This is a genomic window from Arthrobacter sp. Leaf69 (assembly GCF_001422645.1).
Taxonomy (GTDB): Bacteria; Actinomycetota; Actinomycetes; order Actinomycetales; family Micrococcaceae; genus Arthrobacter.
The window spans coordinates 120716-134255 of the sequence record NZ_LMLR01000010.1 but is presented as its reverse complement, the minus strand read 5'-3'; the positions used below and the strand labels follow the sequence as shown (position 1 = coordinate 134255).

16 protein-coding genes are annotated in these 13540 nt (G+C 60.8%); 11 read left to right on the top strand and 5 right to left on the bottom strand.

Annotated elements, in window-relative coordinates:
* Positions 1-254 precede the first annotated feature (254 nt).
* Positions 255-1364: a tyrosine-type recombinase/integrase gene (locus tag ASE96_RS05945; RefSeq protein WP_056427436.1), complete on the bottom strand. Its 1110-nt coding sequence runs from the start codon at positions 1362-1364 to the stop codon at positions 255-257.
* Positions 1365-2122: 758 nt separating this feature from the next.
* On the opposite strand from ASE96_RS05945, the gene ASE96_RS05940 reads away from it, so the two are divergent.
* The 9 genes from ASE96_RS05940 (at position 2123) to ASE96_RS05900 (ending at position 8517) form a co-directional block, all read left to right on the top strand.
* Positions 2123-2419 (top strand): helix-turn-helix transcriptional regulator, encoded by a 297-nt coding sequence (locus ASE96_RS05940; protein WP_156367522.1) that lies wholly within the window; start codon positions 2123-2125, stop codon positions 2417-2419.
* Entirely contained in the window at positions 2419-3294 is an 876-nt protein-coding gene (locus tag ASE96_RS05935) for a Rep family protein (protein ID WP_082492609.1), read from the top strand. The genes ASE96_RS05940 and ASE96_RS05935 overlap by 1 nt, the downstream gene beginning before the upstream one ends.
* Before the next feature lie 57 nt (positions 3295-3351).
* Positions 3352-3657 (top strand): hypothetical protein, encoded by a 306-nt coding sequence (locus ASE96_RS05930; RefSeq protein ID WP_056427431.1) that lies wholly within the window; start codon positions 3352-3354, stop codon positions 3655-3657.
* 217 nt (positions 3658-3874) lie between these two features.
* The gene (locus ASE96_RS05920; protein ID WP_056427424.1) at positions 3875-4279 is read left to right on the top strand and encodes a hypothetical protein; all 405 of its coding nucleotides are present in this window, start codon (positions 3875-3877) and stop codon (positions 4277-4279) included.
* A complete protein-coding gene (locus ASE96_RS18765) occupies positions 4276-5574 on the top strand; it encodes a relaxase/mobilization nuclease domain-containing protein (protein WP_082492608.1) in 1299 nt (432 codons plus the stop codon). Before ASE96_RS05920 ends, ASE96_RS18765 begins: the two co-directional genes overlap by 4 nt.
* On the top strand, positions 5531-6082 hold the full coding sequence (locus ASE96_RS18760) for a hypothetical protein (protein WP_082492607.1): 552 nt from the start codon (positions 5531-5533) through the stop codon (positions 6080-6082). Before ASE96_RS18765 ends, ASE96_RS18760 begins: the two co-directional genes overlap by 44 nt.
* A gap of 287 nt (positions 6083-6369) precedes the next feature.
* The gene (locus tag ASE96_RS05910; RefSeq protein ID WP_056427418.1) at positions 6370-7251 is read left to right on the top strand and encodes a zinc finger domain-containing protein; all 882 of its coding nucleotides are present in this window, start codon (positions 6370-6372) and stop codon (positions 7249-7251) included.
* 48 nt (positions 7252-7299) lie between these two features.
* Positions 7300-7731, top strand: a complete 432-nt coding sequence (locus ASE96_RS19500) for a hypothetical protein (RefSeq protein ID WP_056427416.1) — start codon at positions 7300-7302, stop codon at positions 7729-7731.
* A gap of 36 nt (positions 7732-7767) precedes the next feature.
* Positions 7768-8517, top strand: a complete 750-nt coding sequence (locus ASE96_RS05900) for a hypothetical protein (RefSeq protein ID WP_056427413.1) — start codon at positions 7768-7770, stop codon at positions 8515-8517.
* A 143-nt stretch (positions 8518-8660) separates the two neighbouring features.
* On the opposite strand, the gene ASE96_RS05895 is transcribed toward ASE96_RS05900, so the two are convergent.
* A complete protein-coding gene (locus ASE96_RS05895) occupies positions 8661-8900 on the bottom strand; it encodes a type II toxin-antitoxin system Phd/YefM family antitoxin (protein ID WP_056427410.1) in 240 nt (79 codons plus the stop codon).
* A gap of 108 nt (positions 8901-9008) precedes the next feature.
* Here ASE96_RS05895 and ASE96_RS05890 point away from each other — a divergent pair, with 108 nt between their 5' ends.
* Complete coding sequence (locus ASE96_RS05890) at positions 9009-10055, top strand: DUF3800 domain-containing protein (RefSeq protein ID WP_156367521.1); 1047 nt, start codon at positions 9009-9011, stop codon at positions 10053-10055.
* A gap of 31 nt (positions 10056-10086) precedes the next feature.
* On the opposite strand, the gene ASE96_RS05885 is transcribed toward ASE96_RS05890, so the two are convergent.
* The 3 genes from ASE96_RS05885 to ASE96_RS05875 all read right to left on the bottom strand — a co-directional run bounded on the left by ASE96_RS05885 (position 10087) and on the right by ASE96_RS05875 (position 12570).
* A complete protein-coding gene (locus tag ASE96_RS05885; RefSeq protein ID WP_235500152.1) occupies positions 10087-10686 on the bottom strand; it encodes a hypothetical protein in 600 nt (199 codons plus the stop codon).
* 189 nt (positions 10687-10875) lie between these two features.
* Positions 10876-11829: a GIY-YIG nuclease family protein gene (locus ASE96_RS05880; protein ID WP_200913002.1), complete on the bottom strand. Its 954-nt coding sequence runs from the start codon at positions 11827-11829 to the stop codon at positions 10876-10878.
* A gap of 114 nt (positions 11830-11943) precedes the next feature.
* Positions 11944-12570 carry a hypothetical protein gene (locus ASE96_RS05875; RefSeq protein ID WP_056427404.1) on the bottom strand — a complete coding sequence of 209 codons (627 nt, stop codon included), beginning with the start codon at positions 12568-12570 and terminating at the stop codon, positions 11944-11946.
* Between the two features lie 134 nt (positions 12571-12704).
* On the opposite strand from ASE96_RS05875, the gene ASE96_RS05870 reads away from it, so the two are divergent.
* A complete protein-coding gene (locus tag ASE96_RS05870) occupies positions 12705-13472 on the top strand; it encodes a helix-turn-helix domain-containing protein (RefSeq protein ID WP_156367519.1) in 768 nt (255 codons plus the stop codon).
* Positions 13473-13540 lie beyond the last annotated feature (68 nt).

Genomic DNA, 13540 nt, shown 5'->3' with positions numbered 1-13540 from the left:
TTCAGGTCGGGACATGCGCTGAGCGCGGTCAGTAGTTCGTATTGGCAAGCCCAGAATCTAACCAAGTCAATGAGGCCCTATTGGTTTGGCCCCCGTTAGCAGTCCGGCGTCTATGTGATAGCTAATTGGTTTTCGAGCGTCCAGTTTTCCCAGTAGCGTTTCGCCGAAGACGCCAGTCTAAGCACGTGGTTGTGCCGGCCCGACGCCAGGGCTGCCGTGGATTCCGGGAGGCCGGCCATCCTGCAGTTCAGGCATCAATCGGCATGGCGTCCCGTTGCCACGAGCTGATCTTGCCGGGCGTTGTGGAGCGCTCCGGCTACCGTGTCCAGGTCGTCTTCAAACAGGTCGGCATAGCGGTCCAGCGTCATAGCAGCAGAGGCATGCCCGAGCATCCGCTGCAGCACTTTGATGTTCGCTCCTGCGCTGATGGCAAGGGACGCTGCCGTGTGCCTCAGATCGTGCGGTGTCAGCGTGGGGAACGCCGGGTCGTTGGCTTGCGCACGCTTCAGGGCCGCCCCGAACCAACCGCTGACGGCATTTCCGGGGCGAAGATAGCTCACACCGTCGCCCCAAAGAAGGGAATGACTCCCCTTGCCGGCGCAGGCGGACGCAACTGCCGGCGCCAGAAAGGCTGGGTAGACGACGGAACGGCTCTCATGTGTCTTGGGTGTACCGATCACCATCTTGCCATTGACATTGACGGCGTTCTCAACGATCAGCGCCCGCCGCGCTGACTGGTCCACGTGGCCGACCCGCAGGCCGGTGGCCTCACCCCATCGGAGCCCGGTGTAGGCCAGGAACCGCACGAAATCCGGGTATTTAGATTCCAATGCTAGGGCTTCCACCTGGCTGTGCGTCAGATACGCGCGGGGGCGGCTCGTCTTTCGGGCGATTTTCACGCCCTCTGCCGGGTTCGAGGCAATACGTTTGTCTTCTGTTGCGTCGTGGAGAATCCCTGAGAGCACGCCGAGGCAACGAGAAACCGTTGTTGGACTTCGAGATTCGGAAAGCGAGGCCACCCATGCCTTGATTTCCGTTCGCCTCAACGAAGAGATGGGGCGGTCCCCCCACATCGGACGTACGTGGTTTCTCCAAGCGCTGTCGTCGCTGTGGAACGTTGAAGGTTTGACCGAGTGTTTGTGGGCTGCCAGCCACTCCGCCCCAAGGGTTTCGATAGTGATTCGCCCGTCACTCGGTGCGATGAACTGGCCGTTCCTCTTGGAGACCTCTACGCCGTCCAGGAAGGCCTGAGCATCACGCTTGAGTTTGAACCCGCGCCTCTGGCCTTGGGCGTTATTCGGCTTTTTATAGAGCACGCGGTACCACTTACCGCTCTTATTTTCGTAGGCGTGGATACTCCCCATGCTCTGCCTTCCCTGTAGATGCCGTGGTGCGGATGAAGTGTCAGTAAATGTGAGTTTCGGCAATCGGTCAAGCGCCAAAAAGGCATTGGGCGTACCGGGATTTGTGACTCCACGGAACGGTGTACCGTTTTTGACACAAAAGATGGCACATCCCTTGGGACCGTTTTCTGTTGGTTTATCAGGGGATCCCGCTGCTTTAAGACGTGTGCCGTGTGTACCGCCGATTTTCGACTTTGTCCCGACATCAAAAACTTTGAAAATTGGCGTGCCTAACTGTGCTCGAGCATTCCACGTCGGCAGTGGTCGGCGCCGGATCTCTTGCCATTGCTGGACTCTACGCCCGCGTGCCCAGAGGCAGTTGCTCTTGAGTGAGACTGAAGCCGGGCTGTGCCGAACTGTGCGCGACAGTCCGAGGGTCGATGGGTGACTCTGCGTCGATATCAGCGCCATCATTGACCTGGTCGGGCGTGTCGACGCCAAGCGAACCGTTGCGATGTGTCCATAGCCCCGAACTGTGCTGAGCTGTGCCAGCCCAAAATATTTGGATTACGTAAAAGAATGTGAGGATTCGTGGGACGACTCACGCATGTGTGTATACTGTGTGACACACGAGATCAATGCTCCGAAAACAGTCACAAGGAGTAGTGGAGAGTAATCTCCCCGAGTGGATACGCACCACAAGGTGCACGGCCGACATAGAAATCTGAAATGGTTCGTCGGGTGATCCTCTTGCCGCTGAAAAGCCGCAAGGGATTCCTATGACTACATCCATTTCCATAAGCCGACCCACCCTCAACTCCATCGCCGAACGCCTAGCGGCCATCGAACGCGATATCTCAAGTACTCGCGTCCCCGTGTTGGACAGCCTTCTCACTCCGCCGGCCCTCGCCGGCCAACTGGATGTCACCGAGCGCACTCTCAGCGAGTGGCGTATCACGGGCCGCGGTCCGGCTTTCATCAGACTGGGCAAAACGGTCCGCTACCGGTCCGCGGCTGTCGAAGCCTGGCTCCTTTCCCAGGAGCACCGCAGCACCTCCGAGGAGGTGCGTTACTAATGCCGGCAGCAAAAAACCGTTCCGTCGCGAACGACACTTCGAGAGCGGTCGGTCCGCGCAATCCTGGACGATCTACTGTCCGGTCCAAGTCCAAGTCCAAGTCCAAGGACAAGAAGCCGGCGCCCCCTCGCTATCGCTCATTCAAGATCACGCAGTACCGGCGTCACCCGGAAACGGGGGAAGCACTCATGACCCCGATGCAACTCCAGCGGGGCCTTGCCCACCGTTCGATCACCAAGTGGGCATGGACTGAGCACGACCAGGATCGTCGTCATGATGGAAGCCTGGTTCCTCCCCACATCCATATCGCGTTGCAATGCAGGGATGCCCGCACCCGTGAGCAAATCGCCGAGTGGTTCGGTGTACCCCTGGAGTTAGTCCAAATCTTGGGTGGCAGGGGCGGCTTCGCGAGCTACCTTCGCTACCTGACCCACGAAGATCCGACTCAGCAGGCTCTCGGTAAGCACCGGTACCCGGATACCAAGGTCGTGGCCAACTTTGCCTGGCGCAGTGAAGTGGACACCCATTTCGCAAGGCCCCTGAAGCTCCCGACACGCTCGGACGAAGTCAAAGTCCGAGTGTTGTCCGGGAACCTGTCGATATGGGAAGTCCGTGAGACCGACCCGCTCATGTACGCGAAACACTTCACTACCCTGAAGCGCTTGGCGGAGGAATGCAGGATGGCTCACGTTGAAGCAGGGACCATGACGCCCCACCACCAGGACATGAAACTCAGGGTGCGCACTGGAGTGACTCTGACAGAGAGCTTGAACTGGATCGCGGATCGGCTGGGTTTCGAGGGAGATAACAATGACCGCATGCTGCGGGCCAGCAACGTCGTTACGGGCAAGGACCGCACCGTAAACGCGGCGTAACTCAGTAACTTCCAGGTCACCACCTGTGGCTGGAGAACCCACGAAAGGAAAAACACTATGGCCATTGAAGATGAGGTTGCAGCAGTCAAAGCAGCGGCAGCGAAGAAGCTCCGGCTCCTGCGGGATCGTGAGCGCAAGCAGCAGCAGGCCGTGGACACGAGGATGCTCATGTTGATGCGCGACAAGCACCCTGGGCCGGCAGCTCAGCTCGAGGGTGAAGCGCGTGCGCAGCTTGCCGCCGAGTCGGCCCAGCGGTCCACGCGGGCCAAGACATCGAGGGCGGTGCCGCCGCCGGCGGGCCAAGGCAACGGCGGGAATGCCGTTACTACGCACGACGGGCGCAGCACGGAGGATGCGCCGTGACCGGCGGGCAGGTTGTCGTCGGCGGCCAGTACCTGGGTGCGGAAGCACCCGGGTGCGGTGCCGTGGTTCGGGTTTGGGGGTCGAGGGGGAAGGGCGGAGCCCAGCCCCTCGCAAGCGGCGCACTGGACGAGGAGCGAAGCGGTGTCGGACAGAGTGCCTGCTTGCGTTCGTTTTCCACCGCAGAATTCGTGCTTCAGGGGCAGATGGAGGCGGCCATATGAGCGGCACTTCGAAACAGCTTGCTCCCCCGCGGAGGATCCACCGGATCGACACGCGGTTCAGCGAAGCTGAACTCGCGTTGGTCGAGAAGGTGGCGACTTGGCGGGGGTTGCCTCCATCGGCCTTCGTTCGAGGCGCGGCTCTTGCCGCGGCGAAGCAGGCCGAGGGACACAGCCGGGACGGGGCGACGGTGCCGCCGCCGGTTGTGCTCACGGCGGTCCAACTCAGGGTCCTCGATGCTGCACGGGTGGACGTGCGGCGGGTCGGAGTGAATCTCAACCAGTTGAGCCGCTTGGCGCATAAGCGCGAGTTAGACCTCGGAGCTCTCGCCCCCGTAGTCGACGAACTGGCTGAGCGCTACGCACGCATGGTTTCAGTGCTCAGCGGGAAGGAGTGTTCATGAGCATCACGACGGTGTCTCCGGTCTACGACCTGGGCACTCGGGCGGCCTATCTGGAGCTCGGCGTCGGGGCGAAGAAGAAGGGTCATAAGGCGGCAGGGACTGACCGGCTGGCTCCAGGGTTTTACTGCGATGCACCGAGCATCGACGCGTTCGTCAAGATGGGCAACCTGCTGGCCGAGCAGAACGGCCGCAGAGTTAAGGCGCATTCCTACATCGTTTCTTTCCATCCCGACGAACTGGATGTCAAGGATCCACGGGACCTTCAGCGCGCCGGTGACTTGGCTTTCCTGCTGGCGAAAAAGATGCGGCCCAACAGTCCAGCGATGGTCGTGGTTCACGACGACGGCACGGGCGGCTGCGCCCACGCCCACATCACGATCCTGAACCACGACACCTTTACCGGCAAGGCACCTCCATCCTTCCGTGTGCACTGGCAGGTGAAGCGCGCCAACGACCGCCTGATGCAGGAGGAAGGGATGCAGGTGACTTCGTCCGCACGGGCGTACGCACCAGGTTCCTACTGGGCCAATAAGCGTGGTGACATGGCGGCCTTCGACCAGCAGCTCGGCGATGCAATCGAGCAAGCTGGTCTCGACCCGTCCGCTGTGGATCTGCCGACCTTCATAGCGGCGTGCAATGAGCGCGGCGTCGAGGTACTCACAGCGGAACACAAAGTTGTAAGCGACGGGTACCGCAGTAAGACGGCCGGTGAGACAGCCACCGGCCTCACGTACAAGATGCGCGATGTGTCCACGACCGGGAAGAATCCCCGGGTTCGACGGCGCAAGGCCTCGGCGTTGTCATTCGAGTTCACCGCTGACGGCCTGGAGGAAGTATTTACGAAAAAGCAGGAGATGAAGGAGCAAAGGCGTGTCAATCATGGAATCTCTCAACCAGCAGCACGAGCTGGACAACGAACAGCAACTGACTTCGGCGATGTTGAGCTCGTTGCTCGACCGACTCGACGCGATCGAGAAGAGCCAGCGGGAGGTCGTGACCTCGATCAGCTCGGTGGCGCAGAACTTCCTCAGCACATGGGAAGGAATGGAGCAGACGCAGCGGTTGACGCAGCAGCTGTACAACTACAACGTCTCCGCGAGCGACTCGCACGGGAAGACGCTGACAACACTCGCCACGACGCAGAGCGAGATGCTGGAACTGATGGCCAGCTCAAGAGTCGTCAAGCTCCCCGACGGGTCCACAGTGCGGGCCGGGGGCGTGTCCGCCCACGCTCTGACGCAGGATATGGCGGTGCAGATCAAGGCATTCGGAACGACGAACCTGAAGTTGGCTGAGGCCGTCCGCCGCCAGCGCACCGTCAGCGTCGACCACGACAAGCTGGCCAAGTACCTCGTTCCCGAGCTCGGAAAGCAGTTGCTGGCGCACGAGCACGCCATGCAGACTGCTTTCGCTGATGTGAGCCGTCCGATGCTGGCCGAGTTGGAAGAGAGTCGCGCCGCGCTCAACGAAGCCGGCGCGCAGGTCAGCGAGCAGGTCCGACGGGCCGGTGAACAAGTCGCACAGCTCCGAGGAACGGTGACATGGCGTACCCTCGGCCAGATCAGCGCCGCGCTCCTGCCGCTGGCGATAGCGGTCTCCATGGTGTTCGGGACAGCCCAGACAGTCTGGGCGGCATTCGGGCTTCAGCCCATCCTCTATACCTTTTGGATTTGGTTTCTGGATGCCCACGAGTGGTACTGGAGGCTCGCCATCGCCGGAACGGCCTTCGCTGTGCTGATCGGCTTCGGCTGGCTCACCGTGATGGTCGGGCGGAAGCTGCACGAGTTCTTCAGGGGCTACTGAGGCGTGGTTGGAGAAGGGACGTCCGCTTCGCCGGCCCCTCCCCGGCGAGATGGACGGATTGGTGGCCCGGGACCGTGACGGGCTTGATGATCGCCTGGATCTGAGACCCGGGTCCGCGTTGCTTTTGGCGGGCTGTGATCAGGCTGCCGCCCCGTCACCCGCGCGGACCGATTTTGTGAACTTCACCACACCGTTTCTGCTCGTTTATGAGAGGTCCCTCGCCCGCCGGGCTTTGCAGCTGTCGAACGCCGCACTTTGGGTCAAATCTTTGAGGCTACGGTGTCCGAGTGAACAAGATCCAGAGTGCGGACGATCAACTCTCTCAGCTGAATCGGGCCGTCGAAATGTACCAGAAGAAGAGGCTCTCCCGGAGAGCCCTACTCGATATTCTCAAGTGGGACATGGCTGTGACGGAGGAGTCCACAGTTTCCACCTTCCTCGACGGAGTCCGCGGAAACCAGACTCTGACTGATGACCTCATCGACGAAATTACCCGCCTCTATACAGAAAACGTCCAACACTGGGCCTTCCCCGAGGAAGGAGGCCTTGCCAAGGCACTTCCCGAAGCGGTCGAGGGTACCTTCCCGGAGCTGATCCAGTCCCTGAAGAGTGCCCGGGGTGCCTTGAGCAATGTCCTCGACAAGATCGTAGGCGTCAATGTGCGCCTCAACCTGCGTTCCTCCTATGGAGCTGTGGTGGATGCTCGGCGCCTAATGAGCAGCGAGATCGCCCTCCTGGAGCGGGCCTGCGAACACGTGGGCGCCGGCACTCTTCTTGCGCCCGAGTTTCCTGGGGAGGACGACTTGGGGCAGCCCTCGTGGTCCTCACCCGGCGGTGCGCCACTATCCCCAAAACAAATCGTGTGGCTGGCTGACCTTGGCCAGAAGCGGCCGGAGCTCACGGTTAATTACGCGGAGGGGATCAGCGCGCATTCCAGCCCCCCACAGCTGGTTACAGAGCGAATCGAGGCCAGGGAGTGGGAGCGAATCCGGGCGGAGGAAAATCGCAGGCTTGAAGAAAGAATGAGAAAGGGCATGGCACGGTCGTGCCCGCGATGTGAAAGTGCACCAGGCGCGGCCTGCCGCAGCAGGGCAGGAACCGAGACAACCATGCACAAAGGAAGATACATAGTCCTGGCGCGAACAAGCCAAAGCATTCGCCGCGGATAGATGGCACCGTTCAATTGTTTTGGATAGCAGTGACCTGGAGTCGAACACATGAACGATTTTGATCTGATCCCTGAGCATGGTCCTCGTTGGCGACGAACTGAGACGCTTGCCCGTAAGGTCGACCTTCTCGTGGACACCATCCCGGCTGAGAACGGAAAACCCTTCGACTATCCGGCAGTCCGCGACGCAGCCCAAGCACACGGTTTCTACGTCTCCAGTGAGCAGTGGGACTTGCTGAAAGCCGGCAAGGAGCAGGCCCTTTCGGAGGAGCTCCTACGGGCCTTGGCAGGGGTGTTCGGCGTTAGCCCTGAATACCTGTTGGAGGAGGACGGCCCCGTTTCCGAGCGTGTCGAGGCGGAACTTATTCTGCTCCGCAGCATGCGCCGCGCAGGCGTGCGCAATTTTCGTGCCTGTCAGAGCGGGCAGATAGATGCAGCGACACTTCGGGTGATAGCCCGAATTCTGGATGAACTCGACTGAGCCTCCGCAATCTGCATTACAAAGGATGCCCCTGAAATGAATACAGACACGATGCTGCGGGTACTCATAGCTGCTCCCCATGAGTCCCCGATGCCGGAAGGCCTAGAGCAGTGGACGCAGATTTCAGCGCTCACATCCATCGCCTTCTCCGCTGCCCTAATCGGGGCTGCCGTTCTTATTTTGCTGAAACTGCGACGCCAGAGGAGGGCTCTCCTTGGCAAATCGGCAACCTATACCGACAGCCTGGGGTGGAGGCGTGAGGCGGACGCGAGGGCCGAATGGATTCGGCGCACCCAATGGGCCCTCGGGGCTGCTGCCTCCAACAACGACATGAGGCACTTCTACGGCACCACGATCCTTGAGGCACTGGCCCGTAGCGATCTGACCGGCCCTGAGGACAAATCGATCCTCGATACCGTCTGGGCAGGGTCATACACGAGGATGCACGACGACGAGATCCGGCAGCTCATTGCGGAATGCAGGGGTGCGCTCGCGCGGGACAAACTCGCAGCCAACGACCGAGACGAAGAGCAGGACCCGTCGGCAACCGGAGAAAACGAAGCAATGCAACGAAGCCTTGCGGGCAACGCCACAAGAGACGACCCGGCAAAGACGAACGAGGTCTTCGCCACGCTGCGCCGCGAAATCCTCGCGGCCCGACTGAAGGTCACCCTCGACAATCAGCTTGGCCGCGAGTCGTCGCCGACGGTGAAGTATCTGGCTGGGATGAAGCTGCCATCGATCGGGAGGCCGCAGCAGAGTGGTGGATCACCAAGCAGATACTGAAGTCCCGACCAGCTCCCGGATTAGACGAAGGACATCCTGATTGAGGCCCCGGCGATGACGGGAATCCCCGCGGTGTCCTGAGTCAACACTGCCTCTGCAGGAAGATGTAGCCCGCTTAGTCCAAGCTACGTCCGTTTACGGCCCTAAGGCTTGTGCTCGGCAGTTTCGACCGTGCGGACGGATCCGAGGGCGGACAGCAGGCGCTGGGCGTTCACGGGGCTGCGCAGCAGGTAGTTGGTCTCCACTAGGGCGTCGTACCGATCCTTCGCCACGAGCACGGCGGATCCGCGCTTCGACATGATCTCGATTTCGGTCTGGTCGAGGTTGACGCGCTCGATAAGACGTACGAGGTCGCGTCGGGCTTCAGTCGCTTTTATCGCCATAGCTGCCTCCTTGTGCCAGACATGCTAGTACTTGTCTTTCGTGCCAGTCTGTTCAGAGCTATGGCGTGCGTACCTTTGAACCACTCTGAGATAAGGATGAAGAACGAGATGGCTGGAACCACCGACATCGCTGAGATCTTCTGTGACGAGTCGGGTCACGATGGCGAGAACCTGCTGGCCGGTACGACTCCGGTCCTTGCCCACAGCAGCCTCTACATGGATCTTGGAGAAGCAACTGATCTTGTCGGGTATCTCCGCTCGAAGACCAAGGCTCAAAGTCCGGAGCTGAAGGCGTCCGATGTGCTCCGAAATGGCCAGGCGATCAAAGAGTTGTTCGGAGAGAAAGGAAAGCTTGTCGGTCATACGCAGGTTTACCTTGTCGAGAAGGCCAACTTTGCGATTGGGAAGATCATCGATCTCCTTATTGAGGAGGAGGCGTACCGCCGTGGGATCAACCTGTATGCCGGAGGATTGGCCAAGCAGATGGCTGACGACCTCTATGAATACGGTCCCCGCGCCCTTGGCGCCGACGCTTGGAACGATTTGGTCGCCGCGTTCACGTCGCTGATGAGGACTAAACAGCGTAAGGGTGGCGCCAAAGAGACCGTCGACGGCTTCTTCGAGAAGATCGACGAATACAGGCTTAGGTCACGCCGTGAAAAGGTTTCTCAAGTGTTGCAGCTGGTCTGGATGACCCGGAGCCATGCTGACGCCTTCCAACAAGCCCTGGCCGCAGGATGGGCCCAGAAGACTCTTGATCCGTTGCAGTCATCACTGTTCCAGCTCGCCTACAGCTGGCACGGAGCGCTGAAGCGGCCGATCGTCATCATGCATGACGAACAGACAGCTCTCACAGAGAAGCTGTTGAGGCTGTTAGTGAAAGTCGCCAATGAGGGAAGCCCATCAAGCTTCAACTTGCCCAACCTCAAGTTCCCATTGCTTGATGTAAAACAGATCGATTCAAAAACCGACCCTAGGATCCAGCTGGCGGATATTGCAGCGGGCTTCTGCAGACAAGTTGCGGAGAACGCGCTCCGAGGAAATGCTGACCAGGAGCGCTTGGAACAGGTTCGGCGGTTTGTGCACTTCAACTCAGTCTGGGGCGACGCAAAATCGTGGGAGCAGATCCGCCCCCGCGAAGCGTTTGGGATCTAAGGCTCTCCGGTCAGCCCGTCGTTCCGGACGGTCACTTCGGACCGCCGAGCCAGAATAGCGCGACATCGACATCCCTCGCAGACCACGTGTGCCCAAAGTGGGCCGCCGCCGACCGCAGGTCTTCAACCAGCTCCATGTAGCGTCCATACCTCCCGGGTGCAGGGGAGAGCGGGAGACCCAGAGTCTCCAGCCCGGTTTGGGCACGCTCGTCGTATACCGCCATTCGTTCAGGAGATGCGGCCAGCAGAAGTGCTGAAGCCAGTGCATCTCCCGTTTTGAAGCCCGGAAGCGGTGAGAGCGCCGCCCGGCCGGCGGAAGCCGCCTTAGGTACGGAAAGTGACACATCGGTGACGGCAGACACGGCCTTCTCCGTAATCTCCCTGACTTCCTGTTCGGGCTTGACCATCAGTTCACGGACCCACGGTGTATCCGCGCGGAGGCGCTTCCAGAACAGCAACGCCCCGATGTCGGCTTTGCCGATGCTGCCCGTCGAGCGGATTCGGTCCGCGACGTCGGCGAGGACCTCGTCGTATGCCCGCGATGTGCCTGCCATGTAGGCGGCGTGGGACTCTCGAAGTGTCTCCCAGGCTTGCAGGTCGAGGACTTGGGGTGCGTCGTTCGGTGCGTTCATGTTTTGAGGATGCCACAGCTTCGCTTGTTCGCCGGGCGGCTCGCGAACGCCGTCGTGTATTGCATCATCTCGCCGGGAGAGGTTACTCCCGGCATCCGCGTTGATGGTTCAGCATGGCAGCCCTTTTTCGCCGGCGGCAGCTTCCTTCCCTAGGTATAGCCGGTGCCGCCGGCTTTCCCGGCGGCGCGATCAGTTCCTGTTGAGGCCGAATATGCGCGTCATAAGCGCTGCTTTGTAGTGGGACTCGGCCGAGTTCACCTCGGAGGACGGTGTGCTGGGTCCGAAGACGCGGAGGAGGCTGAAAACGAAGTGTCGAGCGTGGTCTGTCTTCGTCCTTGTGCCTTCCCCGGTTGCGCTGGCGAGGGCAAGCTCGCGGAGAGCGACGTTCCCGCCGTGACCGTCGCGCGCGTAGGCTGTCCACCGGCCGAGTATGCGTTCGGCACCGTCGGCCTTGCCGACGTACTGCTTGCCGTTGGTGGAGTCTGTAATGAGATAAATCCCTTGAACCTCTGACAGAGCCGCGCGCCAGTCCGCGTAGCGGGGATCTTCCACCATGTCGCGTAGTTGGTGGTAGCTGAGCAGGACGCCATCGAACCCAGGGAACTGGACCTTGTCGCGGTCCGCAATCTCTAATACGGGCATGCGCGCGGCGCTGGCAGCGGCGGCGCTTCGGTGCCAGCTGCGAGGGGTGTCCCATTCGACCACGAGTCGGTCATTGAGGGGTGCAAGGAAAACCGACGGGCGCAGGTCGAAGAAACGGCTCGACTCGGTGCGATCTGCGGTCACTTCGCCGTGGTTCTCAAAGGTACCCCACAGGCGGGAGCGGTGCTGGCCGTTCGCGACGAGGATCACCCAGTATCGCGGAGGGTCTGCGGGGAAGCGACGCGTCGAGAGGTCCTGCTCTCTGGTGTAGGCGAGGACTCGCTCCTCGGTCAGGTCCTCCGGCCCGCGCAGCGCTCCGGGGTCGCCTGGCTTGAAGGTGTGGCGGATGACGTGAATGTCCTCCGGCCGGACCGTCGGATCGTGGTCCGCTCCCATGCCAGTGAGTACATGAGCGAGGGTAAGGGACGCAGTGGGCGCTGGCTTGGCGGGGACCCCCGTCTCGGCTGGCACGAAGGGGGCAATGGATTGCAGATCAGACACGGGAACACCTTATGCCACCGCTCGCGCGTTCTAGCGCCAGCTTGAAGGCCCACGTCCATGTCAGTAAAGAATCCCTGGCGGAGACTGCCTACGACGTCAAACGCGCCTGAATCGCTAGGCGGACCGACGGTTCTGAAATTCATCTATCTGAATCACGTCAGCGAGCGGAGCGTCGTCGCCCCCCTCTTGGACTGTCGATATTTCAGCGGTGTGGTCGGTGTTGTACGTGGAGGTTGCGAGAGGGTTGGCATTCTCGGCCCCAAACTCAGACGAATCTTCGCTCCCACCTGGGGCCTCGGACTGGCTCCTCTTCGGGCGGAGCCAGCGCTGCGCAAGCCGTTTGCCGCCGGGCAGCATCTTGGTGTCCCACAACCGCTTGCCCGCGGGCAGCACCTGGGTGTCCCACAACTCCGCCACCCTTGGAATTACGTACGGTCTTACAACATTGTCATAGACAAACTGGAGGCGGGCATATTCCTTGCGGGCGCGTTCTTCGGCTATTTCTTCGCGCCTGCGCCGCGCGTCGTATTCGCGGCGGAGGCTCTCTTCGAAGTCGCGGTCGAACTCAGGTTCGTTGGCCGCCTCCGGAATCCTCGGGTTGCGGTATTGAACTTGGAGGAAGCCGGCAGCGTTCCGGGCGCCGCCCGAGCTCAGCGAGTCGAGGGTGACGGGGTTTCCGTCCTTGTCGTACTTCGGGATGTCGACCAGCACTTCCTGGACCTCCGACTTGTCATCATTCATTGCTCTCAACCTTTGATCGGGGAGGGGCGACGAAAACCGTCGCACGTAGACATCATAGACATAGCTCGAAAGAGCATTCAAGGGGTACATATTGCGGATGAATGCATCTCTCTGAAATGCGTTAGGCTCATTTCGTGGACATGAGGCGAGGAACACCGTCAGCGAAACTCTTCGGCCAGTTACTCTCACTGGTGCGGTCGGTAGGGGTTGGCGACTCCATGCGGCAGGTTGGGGAGAACATCGGGGCGCCGGCCGCGACCGTATCCCAGGTCGAGAAGGGTCAGCGGGCCCTTAAGGAACCGAAGCTCGCGCCGTGGGCTGCAGCCCTCGGGGTGAGCGAAGCTGATCTCCACGAACTCTGGGTGCTATGCCAAGGACTGGTACCTGTAGGGAGGGATCGACTCGCCTTCTACAGCGATCGTCCCGACGCGCTCGGCTCGGCACCACTAGATGCTGACATCATCGAGACGTTGGGCGACTGGCCTGATCTTGAGGCGACTTTCCGGCTCGCGGTACGAATCGCCGGTGTTCTAAAACGGCTTCTTCCGAACGCATCGGTACAGGTGGAGCCGGACGAGTTCGATAGCCCCTACATGATGCCCGATGTAGACGAAGCAGGCGCATGGGTGACTTTCCCCAATACCCAAAAGAAGCTCGAAGCAGCTTTCGCGGCCTTCGTTCCTCTACCGATCATCTGGGTATATTGGGCCAATTTCACATCGCGCGACGGGGTACGGATGCCTCGCCTGCAGAAGCCCACCCCGATCGTGCGGCGTCGCGGCAAGTCCGTGAACACGGTGGAACTGGAGGACCTCATCCGTGACCTGTCAGGACCGGAAAGGGAGCGCGTGCGCGGCTACGTTGAGGCAGTCATGGAGCAGCGAGCTAGCCTGGAGGGCTAAGCACGCCGTGGCATGATGATCAAAATACGCCTCCGGGGGAGCGTCCTCTCGAACGTGTTCCAGTTCCC

What these genes read in the sequence shown, in the direction of transcription:
- ASE96_RS18765 (WP_082492608.1), top strand. Translation starts at nt 4,276, where the DNA reads ATGAGCATCACGACGGTGTCTCCGGTCTACGACCTGGGCACTCGGGCG.
- ASE96_RS05920 (WP_056427424.1), top strand. Translation starts at nt 3,875, where the DNA reads ATGAGCGGCACTTCGAAACAGCTTGCTCCCCCGCGGAGGATCCACCGG.
- ASE96_RS05940 (WP_156367522.1), top strand. Translation starts at nt 2,123, where the DNA reads ATGACTACATCCATTTCCATAAGCCGACCCACCCTCAACTCCATCGCC.
- ASE96_RS05945 (WP_056427436.1), bottom strand. Translation starts at nt 1,364, where the DNA reads ATGGGGAGTATCCACGCCTACGAAAATAAGAGCGGTAAGTGGTACCGC.
- ASE96_RS05935 (WP_082492609.1), top strand. Translation starts at nt 2,419, where the DNA reads ATGCCGGCAGCAAAAAACCGTTCCGTCGCGAACGACACTTCGAGAGCG.
- ASE96_RS05885 (WP_235500152.1), bottom strand. Translation starts at nt 10,686, where the DNA reads ATGAACGCACCGAACGACGCACCCCAAGTCCTCGACCTGCAAGCCTGG.
- ASE96_RS05900 (WP_056427413.1), top strand. Translation starts at nt 7,768, where the DNA reads ATGAATACAGACACGATGCTGCGGGTACTCATAGCTGCTCCCCATGAG.
- ASE96_RS05875 (WP_056427404.1), bottom strand. Translation starts at nt 12,570, where the DNA reads ATGAATGATGACAAGTCGGAGGTCCAGGAAGTGCTGGTCGACATCCCG.
- ASE96_RS05890 (WP_156367521.1), top strand. Translation starts at nt 9,009, where the DNA reads ATGGCTGGAACCACCGACATCGCTGAGATCTTCTGTGACGAGTCGGGT.
- ASE96_RS19500 (WP_056427416.1), top strand. Translation starts at nt 7,300, where the DNA reads ATGAACGATTTTGATCTGATCCCTGAGCATGGTCCTCGTTGGCGACGA.
- ASE96_RS05930 (WP_056427431.1), top strand. Translation starts at nt 3,352, where the DNA reads ATGGCCATTGAAGATGAGGTTGCAGCAGTCAAAGCAGCGGCAGCGAAG.
- ASE96_RS05895 (WP_056427410.1), bottom strand. Translation starts at nt 8,900, where the DNA reads ATGGCGATAAAAGCGACTGAAGCCCGACGCGACCTCGTACGTCTTATC.